This is a genomic window from Paenibacillus sp. cl123, assembly GCF_900101595.1.
GTDB lineage: Bacteria > Bacillota > Bacilli > Paenibacillales > NBRC-103111 > Paenibacillus_G.
Genome location: NZ_FMYY01000006.1, coordinates 25325 through 38390 on the forward strand (window position 1 = coordinate 25325; position 13066 = coordinate 38390).

13 protein-coding genes and 1 riboswitch are annotated in these 13066 nt (G+C 56.2%); of the genes, 4 read left to right on the forward strand and 9 right to left on the reverse strand.

Features of this window, described 5'->3' with window-relative positions:
• Positions 1–65: 65 nt before the first annotated feature.
• The 3 genes from BLR08_RS12240 (at position 66) to BLR08_RS12250 (ending at position 3259) form a co-directional block, all read left to right on the forward strand.
• Positions 66–806: a uracil-DNA glycosylase family protein gene (locus BLR08_RS12240; RefSeq protein ID WP_072329504.1), complete on the forward strand. Its 741-nt coding sequence runs from the start codon at positions 66–68 to the stop codon at positions 804–806.
• Positions 807–981: 175 nt separating this feature from the next.
• Positions 982–1085, forward strand: a riboswitch (purine riboswitch).
• A gap of 249 nt (positions 1086–1334) precedes the next feature.
• A complete protein-coding gene (locus BLR08_RS12245; protein WP_072329505.1) occupies positions 1335–1958 on the forward strand; it encodes a xanthine phosphoribosyltransferase in 624 nt (207 codons plus the stop codon).
• Positions 1952–3259 (forward strand): nucleobase:cation symporter-2 family protein, encoded by a 1308-nt coding sequence (locus tag BLR08_RS12250; protein ID WP_072329506.1) that lies wholly within the window; start codon positions 1952–1954, stop codon positions 3257–3259. The genes BLR08_RS12245 and BLR08_RS12250 overlap by 7 nt, the downstream gene beginning before the upstream one ends.
• Before the next feature lie 360 nt (positions 3260–3619).
• Here the strand turns inward: BLR08_RS12250 and BLR08_RS12255 are convergent, their stop codons facing one another.
• The 7 genes from BLR08_RS12255 to BLR08_RS12285 all read right to left on the reverse strand — a co-directional run bounded on the left by BLR08_RS12255 (position 3620) and on the right by BLR08_RS12285 (position 9635).
• Complete coding sequence (locus tag BLR08_RS12255) at positions 3620–4339, reverse strand: glycerophosphodiester phosphodiesterase (protein ID WP_072329507.1); 720 nt, start codon at positions 4337–4339, stop codon at positions 3620–3622.
• Positions 4336–5166: an HAD family hydrolase gene (locus tag BLR08_RS12260; RefSeq protein ID WP_072329508.1), complete on the reverse strand. Its 831-nt coding sequence runs from the start codon at positions 5164–5166 to the stop codon at positions 4336–4338. The genes BLR08_RS12255 and BLR08_RS12260 overlap by 4 nt, the downstream gene beginning before the upstream one ends.
• Before the next feature lie 59 nt (positions 5167–5225).
• Entirely contained in the window at positions 5226–6176 is a 951-nt protein-coding gene (gene glpX / locus BLR08_RS12265; protein WP_072329509.1) for a class II fructose-bisphosphatase, read from the reverse strand.
• Positions 6173–6838 (reverse strand): dihydroxyacetone kinase subunit DhaL, encoded by a 666-nt coding sequence (gene dhaL, locus BLR08_RS12270; RefSeq protein ID WP_072329798.1) that lies wholly within the window; start codon positions 6836–6838, stop codon positions 6173–6175. The genes glpX and dhaL overlap by 4 nt, the downstream gene beginning before the upstream one ends.
• Before the next feature lie 27 nt (positions 6839–6865).
• Complete coding sequence (locus BLR08_RS12275) at positions 6866–7870, reverse strand: dihydroxyacetone kinase subunit DhaK (protein ID WP_072329510.1); 1005 nt, start codon at positions 7868–7870, stop codon at positions 6866–6868.
• 189 nt (positions 7871–8059) lie between these two features.
• On the reverse strand, positions 8060–8560 hold the full coding sequence (rpiB, locus tag BLR08_RS12280) for a ribose 5-phosphate isomerase B (RefSeq protein WP_072329511.1): 501 nt from the start codon (positions 8558–8560) through the stop codon (positions 8060–8062).
• Positions 8561–8582: 22 nt separating this feature from the next.
• Positions 8583–9635 carry an MDR/zinc-dependent alcohol dehydrogenase-like family protein gene (locus tag BLR08_RS12285; protein WP_083537012.1) on the reverse strand — a complete coding sequence of 351 codons (1053 nt, stop codon included), beginning with the start codon at positions 9633–9635 and terminating at the stop codon, positions 8583–8585.
• 360 nt (positions 9636–9995) lie between these two features.
• Between BLR08_RS12285 and BLR08_RS12290 the strand changes: the two genes are divergently transcribed.
• Positions 9996–10754: a DeoR/GlpR family DNA-binding transcription regulator gene (locus BLR08_RS12290; RefSeq protein ID WP_072329513.1), complete on the forward strand. Its 759-nt coding sequence runs from the start codon at positions 9996–9998 to the stop codon at positions 10752–10754.
• 81 nt (positions 10755–10835) lie between these two features.
• Here BLR08_RS12290 and BLR08_RS12295 read toward each other — a convergent pair whose 3' ends face one another.
• Positions 10836–12131 (reverse strand): ABC transporter substrate-binding protein, encoded by a 1296-nt coding sequence (locus tag BLR08_RS12295; RefSeq protein WP_072329514.1) that lies wholly within the window; start codon positions 12129–12131, stop codon positions 10836–10838.
• A gap of 47 nt (positions 12132–12178) precedes the next feature.
• Positions 12179–12979: a carbohydrate ABC transporter permease gene (locus BLR08_RS12300; protein ID WP_072329800.1), complete on the reverse strand. Its 801-nt coding sequence runs from the start codon at positions 12977–12979 to the stop codon at positions 12179–12181.
• Positions 12980–13066 lie beyond the last annotated feature (87 nt).

The following is a 13066-nucleotide window of genomic DNA, read 5'->3' on the forward strand; positions in this document are numbered from 1 at the left end:
GAAGGCGGCTGGGTTCAGGGGAATGCTTCGTATAAAATGCCCAGTCCAGGAAAGGTTGGTTACATATGGGGCACGCTACGGAATGGGATACGTACAAGCAGGCGATTTGTTCCCTGCCAGCGGATAGACCTCTCACAAAGGAAGAGGCGCTCACGGATGCGCTGCTGATGCGGCGTTTCGGTCAGGTAGAGATGTACTACGCTCCTCATAATGAATACGTGAACCATGAGGCCCGGGTCGTGATCATCGGAATTACACCGGGCTGGACACAGATGCAAATTGCTTTGGAGGCGGCCAGGAAAGGGCTGGAGCAGCAGCTGAATGAGAAGGAAATTTGGAAGCGGGCGAAAGCGGAAGCGCGATTTGCCGGGGCGATGCGACGCAATCTGATCTCGATGCTGGATGAACTGGAATTGCATAGGTATCTTGGTGTGTCATCGAGCGAAGCGCTGTTCCGGGAGGAGGGCGAACTGCTGCATACGACCTCCGCGCTGAAATATCCGGTATTTGTTGGCAAGCAAAACTATACCGGGTCCCGGCCTCCTCTTGCGACGACTCCGTACCTGAGAGAGCTTGCCATGGGCTTTATGCGCTCCGAGCTGAGCGCTTTCCCCCATGCGCTGCTGATCCCTTTAGGCAGGGCGGTAGAAGACCTGCTTCAGGAGATGGACCGGGAGAACGGGATCGACCGGGGACGCATCCTGTGGGGATTTCCCCATCCGTCAGGAGCTAACGGGCACAGGCACAGACAGTTTGCGGAAGGGGCCGAACGGATGGGGGGCGTACTTAAACGCTTGTTTGGCTAAAAACTCCCAAGTGAATAATTGGGTATTATTTACTTATATGGCGAGTAAGGAAGTCAGGTGCAGCACGAGGGGCCATTGGTATTCAGCAGTCGGCACCTCCGCTCCAAACGCATCGAATCTTGTCGAGTTATGACGATTTATACTTGAAATGATAGCATAGAGCGTGTACTATACAAGGTATAACTTCAAAACAACTCGTATAATATTGGGAATATGGCCCATAAGTTTCTACCGGATGACCATTGCAATTATCCGACTATGAGTGAGATCGCATCCGGACTGCCTTTTATTTACCTTTGGTAATATAATTCGGCTGCTGCGGACGCTTTGTGTGTGACACCATGAGGTACGCCATCACAGAGGGACAGACTTCACTTGAGAGAAACCGCTCAAGCAGAATCTGTCCCTTTTTCAAAGTCTCAGAAAGTATAAACGGAGAAGTGGCTCGACTTCTTGACAAACGCACGGCGCCTAGAAGACGCCGTCAGGCGTTTATCCTTGTGCCGAAAAAAGGAGCGATAACGAATAATGAAGCTTTTGCAGGAACGCATACGCCAAGAGGGACTCATCCTCTCCGACACGGTGCTGAAGGTGGACTCGTTTTTGAATCATCAGGTGGATACGCAGCTGGCGCTGGAGATCGGGAAGGAATTCGCCCGGCTGTTCGCGGGCAAGTCCATTACGAAGGTGCTGACCATCGAGGCCAGCGGTATCCAATTCGCGATGGCGACCGGCATCGCGCTGCAGGTTCCTTTCATCTACGCCAAGAAAAAGAAAGCCGTCACCCTCTCGGAGCAAGTGTATTCGGCTCCTGTGCATTCCTTCACCCGGCAGGAGACGTATCAGGTCAGCATCTCGCAGAAATATCTCGGCCCGGACGATAAGGTGCTGATCGTCGATGATTTCCTCGCGACCGGCGCGGCCTTGGTCGGACTGGTCGATATTGTCCGGGAATCGGGCGCGGAGCTGGCGGGCGTCGGCTGTGTGATCGAGAAGAGCTTCCAGGAGGGACGGGGCTTGCTGGAGGAACGAGGCGTGCATGTCCGCTCGCTGGCGCGGATCGCTGCGATGTCGCCGGGCAGCATCCGTTTTGTAGACGAGGAAGGGCTTGCGGGCGATAGCGAGCCGGCGAAGGAGAATGCCGTATGCTGAGCAAGCAAAAGGTAGTGGCGTTAGGCTTCCAGCACGTGCTGGCCATGTATGCGGGAGCGGTCATCGTGCCGCTGATCGTCGGGGGAGCCCTGAAGCTGAACGGGACGCAGATGGCCTATCTGATTGCAGCGGACCTGTTCACCTGCGGAATAGCGACGATTCTGCAAGTCATGGGCACCAAGTATTTCGGCAGCAGGCTGCCGGTTATTTTGGGCTGTACGTTTACGGCGGTCGGGCCGATTATCGCGATCGCTTCGACCTCCAATCTGGCTACGGCTTATGGAGCGATCATCTTATCCGGTTTATTCGTCGTGCTGGCTGCACCCTTGTACGGCAAGCTGCTGCGGTTTTTCCCGACGATCGTGACGGGTTCGGTGGTGACTATTATCGGGTTGTCCCTCATTCCGGTTGCCATGAACAATGCGGCCGGAGGCCAGGGCGATCCAAGCTTCGGCCAGACGCATAATCTGCTGCTGGCGCTCGGAACGCTCGTCGTGATCCTGGTGGTTAATCGGCTGGCCAAAGGCTTCCTGCGCGCCATCTCGGTGCTCATCGGCCTGGCCGCGGGTACGGCGGCGGGTTATGCGATGGGGTTGGTCAGCTTCTCGGCGGTCGGTTCGGCCTCCTGGATCAGCGTGGCGCAGCCTTTCTACTTCGGGATTCCTCAGTTCAGCCTCATGGCCGTCATCACGATGATTATTGTGAATATCGTCAGCATGGTCGAGTCGACCGGCGTCTACTTCGCGGTCGGCAAGGCGACCGATCAGAAGGTCGAGCCTAAGCAGATCGTGGGCGGCCTACGTTCCGAAGGCTTGGCGATTATGCTGGGCGGGGTATTCAATGCTTTTCCGTACACGGCTTTCTCGCAAAATGTCGGCTTGATCTCGCTGACCCGCGTCAAGTCGCGGGATGTGATCTTCGCGGCGGGCGGCATCATGGTCATCCTCGGCTTGCTGCCGAAGCTGGCCGCGCTGACGACCGTCATTCCGAATGCGGTGCTGGGCGGCGCGATGATCGTCATGTTCGGTTCGGTGGCGGCGTCCGGCATCTCGATTCTGGCCGAGGTCGATCTGCGGAAGGACAGCAACCTGCTGATCGCGGCGTGCAGCATAGCCGTGGGCCTGGGCTCCGCTACGCTCCCCGCCATGTTCGATCAGCTGCCGGATTTCGCTAAAATGCTGCTGCAGAACGGCATCGTCTCCGGTTCCTTGACGGCGATCGTGCTGAATCTGTTCTTGTCAAGCCGCAAGGCGTCGACACCGGCCGGGCACACGGAATCCGAAGCTGCTCCGACCGCGTAAGAACGCTCTGCTCCAACAAAACAGCCGTCCCCCAAGAGGTTTTTCCCTTGATGTGACAGCTAATGGCGGCCCGAAGTAAGGGAGTTGTGAGGAAACCCGCATAACCTAAGCAATAACAACCATCATGTCTTTCACTAAACGAGGCTGCCGCACAAACGCGCTCACGTAAGCTAAACGAACAACTCCCCAATTTCAGTCAAAAAAGCTCCGATTCCACCAGCACAGCTAGCACAGTGGATACGGAGCTTCTTTTTGTACATGAAATATAGCTTTATGCGGGGTGTCATAAATCTGAAATTTGTCTTTCGTGACAGCCCCTTAGCCATACCTGCTAAAGGATGATAGCGAAACGCTTTACTCTTAAGAGATCGACTGGTTTCTCTGCCCGGACACGGAGGCCCAGCGATCCAGCTCATTGGTGCAAATAAGCAGGGAGGGATAGCGCAGCATCTGCCTCATATCCTGCTCGCTGTCTACGGTCCAGGCGATGAGCCCGATCTGCTCCTGCTCGCAGCGGCGGATGAACTCATCGTTCAAGTAAGGATAATGAATGGACATGTATCCGCATCCGATCTCTTTGGCAAAGGGGAAGAAGGCCGGCGAAGCGCCCGAATTGATCATGCCGATGCCGATCTTATCGTCCAGCTCGCGGATGCGGGTCAACGAGTAATGGTCGAAGGAAGTCAGGAATACCTGCTCCTGCATCTGCTTTCGCTTGACGGCATCCAGAACAGCCTCTTCCAGACCGGGATACAGCGGTCCCATCTGCTTCAGCTCGATATCGACGATGAGCCGGCCTTTCAATAAATCCAGCGCCTCATCCAAGGTCGGAATCCGTTCGCCTTCGCCGATGGTCAGCTCCTTGAGCTCGGCCAAGGTGAAGTCCTTGACCTGTCCCTTGCCGTCGGTCATCCGGTCTACGGACGTATCATGGATGACGACGGGAATGCCGTCCTTGCTGAGCTGAACGTCCAGCTCCAGGTGGGAATAGGAAAGCTCGCATGCGGCTTGAAAGGAACTCAGCGTATTTTCCGGATATCGCCGGGGATACCCGCGGTGAGCCATGCCTCTGATTGTCATTGTATTCTCTCCTCCGGATGAGTAACGGTATTTAGCAGATTCAGCGCTTCCATAACCTCGACAACGCCTTCTCCATAGCTGCGGCTGCATACATAAGAAGCTCGCGCCTTCAAGTCGGGATGGCTGTTGGCGACGGCGGCTCCCACGCCGGCCGCTTCGATCATATCCAGGTCGTTCATTTGATTGCCGATGCTCAGCACCTCGGAAGGCTCCACCTGTAGAAGCTCCATCAGCTTGCGGAGCGCAGTGCCTTTGCTTTGACTCGGGGGGATGATCTCGAAGTAATTGTCCTCCGATTGAATCGTAGCGTAGCCTTGCTCGAAACGGCCGTGATGCTCCGCCCAAAGCGCTTGAATCTGCGGCATATCGCCGATGAGCAGTACCTTTTGCACAAGCCTGCCGGTCCATTCCCGATCCTGGGGATGGACGACCTCGCACGCGATATTTTCCCGGTCTTCGAAGATGTCGACATCCGCCGTCCGTCGAAGAGCCAGCGCCCCCGTCTCCTCGAAGAGCATCACCGTCACGCCCAGCTCCCCCGCTTCCAGCAGGAAAGGAGCCAGCTCTTGCAGACTTAGTGTGGATGCCGCAAGCACCTGATGGCGATCCGCGATGACGCTGCCATTGCATAGAATGAACGGGATATCGATGTCCAGCTCCTCCACAATATGCCTGGCCGTGGGGCCGAACCGCCCTGTAGCGATAGTAAACAGGCCGCCGGATGCCTTGAATTGCCGGACGGCAGCCTTGACCGGCTCGGTTAACGCATGACTTTCGGACAGCAGCGTTCCGTCCAGATCACTTACAATTAAGCGTATGTTGCTCATTTCTGCTCTTTCCTCCATCAAGAGGAGCGACCTGCAGCCAAACGGCCTGCTTCTCTCATTTATATGCGAACCGGACTTTCATGAACGGAACGGATGTAATGAATTCCGGCCGCTCCCCCGCAAGTGACCAAAGAATGAGTAATCTGCGCATGAGCCGCATCCCGGGTTATCCCGGCCAGCAGCAAGCCGGTAGTGATGCCGGTGGCTGCAAAAATACAGTTCTCCGAACCGACCAGGTCTTGCAGCGTCAACAACTTGTGCGGATCGGCTATGCCCATCCGGAGGCAGCGTTCGTATTCGGCTTCATGGCCCGGAAGCAGCCGGCCTTGCATGTCTCCTCCGAGACATCGCAGCGCAACGGCGGAGATCACGCCTTCGGGAGCTCCCCCTATGCCGTAGAACAGGTCTACGCCGGTTTCGGCCACAGCCGCCGATATGGCGCAAGTCACGTCGCCGTCGTCAAAAAGCCGGACCCGGGCCCCGAGCTGGCGAACGGTGTCGATGGCCGCCTGATGTCTGTCGCGGTATTGCAGCATAATCGTCACATCGGCTACTTCTTTGCCCAGCGCTGCCGCTACGCTGAGGATATTATCGGCCAGCGGCCGCTCCAGATCGATGCAGCCTTTGGCCTGAGGCCCGACCGCGAGCTTCTCCATATACATATCGGGGGCATGAAGCAGGCAGCCATGCGGAGCGGCGGCGATGACCGCCGTGGAATTATCCTGGCCGGAGGCGACGAGCGTCGTGCCTTCCAGCGGATCTACGGCGATATCCAGGCGGGGGCCATGGCCGGTCCCCACCCGTTCCCCGATATACAGCATCGGCGCTTCGTCCAGCTCGCCTTCCCCGATGACGACGACGCCATCCATGGGAATCCGCTGCAGCACGGACCGCATGGCCGTAGTCGCGGCGTCATCGGCTTCATGCTTGCGGCCCCTGCCGATCCAGGGTTTGGCTGCGAGGGCTGCCGCTTGCGTCACTTGCAAAAATTCCAGGGCCAGCTGGTTCATGCGCAAGCACCCTCGGTATCTTGGGATTCCAGATGCTTCCATTTCTCGGTGAAAGCGCCGAGTATAAAGCAAGCCGAAGCGGCGCCGGGGTCAATATGCCCCGCGGAGCGTTCGCCCAGCCGGCTGGAGCGCCCGATTTGGGACACCAGATTCGCGGTGGTCTGCATCCCGGTTTCGGCCGCGGCCGCGGCCGCCTTCAGACCGTCCGTCAGGCCAAGTCCTTCGGCGCGCGCTTGCTCCAGCGCCTGCATAGCCGGCAGCCATGCGTCCAGCATCGTCTTGTCGCCGAGCTGCGCCTTGCCCCGTTCCTGAATGCCGCGCACGGCTGCCAGCCAGAACTGGGTCACGTCCTCTTCGCTCAGTTCAGCTTTTCCCTGCAGCACGGCTCCGCCTCTCAGAAAGGCCGTGGCATAGAGCGGGCCGACCGAGGAGCCGACGGCGTTCAGGAAAGTCATGGCCATTTCCTTGCACAACGCCCCGCAATCCGTTCCTTCGTAAACGCCGAGGGCTTCTGTGATCGCCTGCCAGCCCAGCGACATCGTCACGCCATGGTCACCGTCTCCTACAGCCCTGTCCAGCTCGGACAGCTCGTCTTTCTTCTCCTCGATCCGCTGTGCGATATGCTCGAAAAGCTGTTTCCATTCCCGAATCGTTACGTTCATCACGATCATCCTTTCTTCTTCGTGGCCTTATCCGTGCTGCGCGTACATCGGAGTATCGGCCGGCGCGTCCACCAGTTCGGCCAGCTCGTCGTCAAGCTTCAGGACTGATACGGAGCAGCCGCCCATCTCCAGAGAGGTCACATATTCCCCTACGAAGGAACGATGAACCGTCACTCCGACCTGCGCCAGCTGCTGCGCGACACGCCGGTAGATCAGGAACAGCTCCATATACGGCGTCGATCCGAGTCCGTTGACCAGCACCGCAACGCGCGTTCCGGCTTCAAGCGGCATGTCGTCCATAATGTTCTTCAGCAGCGCATCGGCAACATCGTCCGCGGTGCGCAGAGAGGCTCGCTCGATGCCGGGTTCGCCATGAATGCCGAGTCCGAGCTCCATCTCGTCTTCGCCCAGCACGAAGCTTGGCTTCCCGGTTTGCGGGACGGCGCAAGGGGACAAGGCGACGCCCATCGTCCGGATGCTGGCGTTGGTCTTCTGAGCGACGCGTATGACTCCGTCCAGATCGTAGCCCTTCTCGGCAGCCGCTCCCGCGGCCTTGAAGACAAGGAAGGTGCCGGCGATGCCCCGGCGCCGGTGCGCTTGAGCGGATGGAGCGGACGCTACGTCATCGGTCACCAGCACCGTCGCTACGCGGATGCCCTCCATCTCCGCCAGCTCTGCGGCCATATCGAAATTCATGCAGTCTCCGGCGTAGTTGCCGTACATATAAAGAACGCCTGCCCCGCCGTTAATGGCGCGGGTAACTTCCAGGATCGGAGCGGGGGGCGGCGAGGCGAACACATTGCCTACCGGCACGCCATCGGCGAAACCCCTTCCGATCAGGCCCATGAACGCCGGCTCGTGACCGGCTCCGCCTCCGATCACGATACCGACCTTGCCCGGGAGAGGGGCGCTTGCGCTGACAACCGCCCGTTTGTTTTGGGGAAGCACCTTCACATATTTGCCGTATGCGGCTGCGTAGCCTTCAATCATTTCGTCTACTATGGCAAGCGGATCATTCATCAGCTTTTTCATCAGGTCAATTCGGCTCCTTTTTAAGAGTAAAAAAAGTTTAAGAAAAGCTGCTGCTAAAACATGCATAACTTCCTCGAAAGGGCTTCGATCAGGAGCTTTTATTAGGCCTTATAAAAATGCAAAAGATAGGGGCCCCCGCAAAGCACCTGAGTGGGCTTCAAAGCCTAATCCCTGCTTTGTGAGGTTATTTCATGAGGGTGAGGAAGAGCAGGAGTTTACTTCTCTGCGGCCGCCGCCGGCCGCAAACAGCCGCTGCTCGCCATCCATGATCTTCTGCACTTTCCTGCCGGAGCTGCCTCCGTCGAACTCGGCCTCCAGCCAGGCGCGGACCACATGCTTGGCCAGCTCGGGCCCGATGACCCGGGCTCCCATCGTCAGCACTTGCGCATTATTGCTCTTCATGGCCCGCTCCGCCGAATACGTGTCGTGGCATAAAGCGGCCCGAATGCCGGGCACCTTGTCGGCCGTGATCGTCATCCCGATGCCTGTGCCGCAGATCAGGATGCCGCGGTCATAATGCCCATGAGCAATTTCCTCGGCAACGGCGAAGCCGACGTCAGGATAATCGATGGCTTGCGTCATATCGGACGGTCCGAAATCCACAAAATCCATCTTTCGCTCCTCCAAAAATTGTTTAATGATTTCTTTCATGGCGTATCCGGCCTCGTCGGCCCCTATGGCGATTTTCATGATGAACACCCCTTCGTCTAGGTTATGGGATAAGGACGACCTTCAAGGACTGGACCCCTTTTTTCATCAGCTCGAAGCCTTCCAGGAACTGGTCAAGGGGAAGCTTATGGGTAACGACGCCTTCCGTGGGGAAGCTTCCGTCGGCAATTCCGCTGATCACCAGCGGGTAGCAATACGGCCCGAGGTGGGAGCCCAGAATGTCCAGCTCCTTGCGGTCGCTGATAATGCTCCAGTCTACCGTAACCGGGTCCTTGAATACGCTGAATTCCACAAATCGGCCCAGCTTCCGGATCATCGCAAGTCCTTGCTCCACGGAGGAGGGATGGCCGGTCGCTTCGATGTAAATATCGCAGCCGTAGCCCTCGGTCATCTGCTTGATCTCCTTGACCACGTCCACTTCCCGGGGATTCAGCGCAAGATCGGCCCCGAACTTGCGGGCCAGCTCCAGCCGATCCTCGAACAGGTCAAGGACGATAAGCTTGCCGGCCCCGGCTTTTTTGGCCGCGCCGACCATGCCGAGCCCCAGCGTGCCGGCTCCGGAGATGACGACCGTATCGCCCAACTGAATTTGCGCGCGCTGCACCGCATGGAGCGAGCAGGCGTACGGCTCGATCAGAATCGCTTTATCGATCGGCAGATCGGCGGGGACCTTGTAATTGATCGCTTCCTTCGTAAACTTCATATATTCCGCCATGGCACCGTTTACATTGTTTTGAAATCCGTAGAGATCATGCTTCTCGCACATCCAGTATTGCCCTCTGCTGCAGAACCGGCATTTCCAGCAGGGGACGATCTGCTCGGAGATAACGCGCTCGCCGATCTCATAACCCTCCACGCCTTCTCCCAGCTCCGCGACGAAGCCGATAAATTCATGGCCGGGAATCATCGGAGCTTTGATATAGGCAGGCTGTGTCTCATCGCCCCAGAAGCTCGGCGCTCCTTCATAAGCTTTAATATCTCCTGCGCAGATACCGCAGGCTTCTACCCGTATGACGATCTCGCCGGGGCCCGCCTTGGGCACATCGACCGTCTCCAGCCTATAATCGCCCGGAGCATAAGCGACCACCGCTTTCATGGTCTGTGGAATCGCTGAGCTGTTCACAACTAAAACCTCCTACAAGGGTGAAGTGGGCCAAACGAAAGCATGGTTAATATTGTAATCCCATTTTCACATTTTGCCTTCGTTTTGTCAACGTTTTTTATCGTTTAATGTTATTTATTGATATTTTGATGAAAAACGATGAATCTGACAATCTAACAGTATTTGGGTCATTTAAGCTGAGAGCGGAAGTTTGCAGCTTTTGATCCTCGGGAAAACGATAAAAGCCGCAAAATTTTCACGTTTGTTTTCGGATGTTTTCTGTAGTTAATTGTTGTATGATGTTTTTTCGTTTGATATAATCGTAACAAAATGTTAGATATAGGAGATGCCGATATGCTAGCACCGGAACGCCGCAATCGAATCATGCAAGTGCTCCACGAGCAGAAGCAGCTGCTGGTGAAGGAGGTTTCGCTGGAGCTGGGAGTATCCGAGGGTACCTTGCGCAACGACCTCAAAATTTTGGAAGAGGACGGCCTGCTGGAGCGCATCCACGGTGGGGCCGTGCTTCCCAAGCCCCATACGCCGGAATATACGTTCCAATCCCGCAGTCTGGTCAATCAAGAAGAGAAGAAACAGATCGGCAGGACGGCAGCGCAGCTGGTCAAGAACGGACAATGCATCATTCTCGATGCCAGTTCCACCTCGCTGGAGCTTGCCAGAAATCTGATCAATCACGAATATTTGACGGTAGTGACCAACGGGCTCGCCACAGCCCAGGAGCTGACCCGCAATCCCCGTATCAGCGTCATTGTCATCGGCGGCGTGCTCAGGCCCGGATCAAGCTCCCTGGAAGGTCTGCTGGGCAAGGGCTTGCTCGGGCAAATTCATGCGGATGTGTTTTTCACCTCGGCTCACGGCTTTACGCCCTCGGCCGGATTGGCCGACTTCAGCATCTATGAGGCGGAGCTTAAGAAGATGATGGTGGCCAACGTGAGCAAGGTTGTGGCTCTGCTGGACCATTCCAAGCTGAACCGCAGATCGATTGCTTCCTTTGCGGAAACCTCGCAGATCGACACGATCGTTACGGACCCGGGCGCCGACCGTGAATTCCTGGACGGGCTGGAGGGAATTGATGTCATGATTGCGGACTGAGTCCAGCCGGGCACCCCTTTCAAAAAAGGCGAATGGAGCGGAGGAATAACTTCTCTCCTCGCCCCATTCATCGGCTTCGCCTTAATTTTTCACTATCCGCTCCGTTTCTTTCTTGAACGTCTCCAGCGTGCTATCGACATCCTTATTGTCATACATAATGGCTTGAATCGCTTTCAGAAATTCCTGATTGACTTGCGGCCAGGTGACATGCTTGTTGGTGTCGATGGCGTACTGCAGCTGGTCATAGGCAATCTTCCGGTTGGCGTCTTTAGCCCACAAATCCTTCATGGCTTGGGACTCCACCATTTTCTTCGTGAAGGGGAGGTAGCCCGAATCCAGAATAAACGCCAGGCCGCCCTGAGGATCGGTCATTGCCCAGTTCATAAATGTCCAGGCCGCATCTTTATTCGGAGAACCCGACAGCAAGGCAATATTCGCCCCTCCGGTCGGATTGGCATATACCTCATCCTTAGGGAGATAGGCCGTCACATAATCAAATTTGGCGTTGGTTTTGACGCTTCCCATAACCCCCGTCGATTGGTACATCATACCGATCTTCCCGCTTGTAAACATCTGATTCACGATATTCCCCGAATCCTGGGCCGGCGGATAGTAAAGAGCCCCCGTGGTTTGCATTTCCTTCAGAAATTTAAAGACCTTGGCGCCCTCCCCGTTGGAGAACCCGATGGAAGTCCCGTTATCGTTGAAAAATTTCCCCTTGGCCTGAGTGATCATCGCGATCGGATACCACGTATCATAAGGCATGCTTAGACCATACCGCTTGATTTCTCCGTTTTCCTTGACGACAAGCGCATTCGCAACTTTCTTGAGCTCCTCCCATGTTTGGGGAATCGCAAGCCCTTTCTCGTCCAGCATCGTTTTGTTAATATGCAGAATCGGAGTGGAGCGGTTGAATGGCAGCGACACCAGCTTTTTATCGAAGGTGGAGTGGCCCATCAGCCCCTGCGGGAAATCATCGACGGACAATTTCGTTTTTTTCATAAAGCCCGTCAGATCCTCCAGCACATCGGCATCTGCAAACATCTGTACGTAAGCGCGTTCGAGCATCGCGATATCCGGTCCTGACTTAGCCGCAACCGCCTGCTGCAGCTTCATGACCATCTCATCATAGTTCCCCTGGAACGTGCCGGTTACTTCGACTTTATCCTGTGATTCGTTGAAGCGCTTGATCATCGCATTGATATAATCCCCGTTCGTGCCGCCCAGAGAATGCCAGAATTGCACGGCTGTTTTTCCCGTCGGGGTGGAGGGGGCAGGCGTGCTTGCGCCAGGCTCGGCCGGGCTCTCCGAGCATCCGGCAGCGAGACCTGCGGTCAGGGCGGCGGTTAATAAAATGGCGGGCAGGGTTCGATTCATGGAAAACACTCCTCTTCATGAAATGGATGGCTGGATGGCACAAGTGTTTATTTAATGCCGGAATAGACGAACGCCTTCACAATTTGTTTGGAGGCAAACAGGTAAACGAGCAGAATCGGCAGAACCAGGACGACGTTGCCGGCCATAATGATGTGCCAGTTGCTGATGCCCTCCGTTTCCCGCAGCATGGCAATTCCGATAGTGAGCGGGCGAACCGCCGCCGAATCGGTCATGACGAGCGGCCAGAAGTAATCGTTCCAATGGCTGACGAAGCTGAACAGGGCGATCGTCGCCAGCGCAGGCACCGACATGGGGATCATCAGGCTCATGATAATTCTCAATTCGCTGGCATTGTCTATGCGGGCCGCTTCAATCAGCTCCTGAGTAATCTGCATAAAGTACTGGCGCAGCAGGAAGATGCCGAAGGCGTTGGACATAAACGGAATAATCTGGGGCCATAACGACTTGATCAGTCCCGCGTCGGCGAGCATCAGATAGACCGGGATGAAAGTCACCTGCCCGGGGATCATAAAGGCAAGCAGCACCATTCCGAAGCATAACGCACTTCCCTTGAACCGGTATTTGGCAAACGCATAAGCCGCAGGTATCATGACCAGGCATTGCAGGACTATGATGGACAAGGTGACAATGACCGAGTTTTTCGCGTAGGTGAGGAACGGACCGGCGTTCATGGCGACGGCAAAATTTTGCCATTGAGGAACGGACGGCACCCAGGTAGGCGGAAAAGCCAACGTTTCATCGAACGTCTGAAGAGATGTTGAAATCATCCATAGAAATGGAATCGTAAAGATCAGCAGCACGACCGCTTTCAGCACGAAGCCGGCCATCCGCCGGATCGGTTGGCGCAGTGTGCGCTTGACAGGTTTAACGCCTGCAAGGACATTTTGTTGAGCAAGCACGGGGCGTGGACCTCC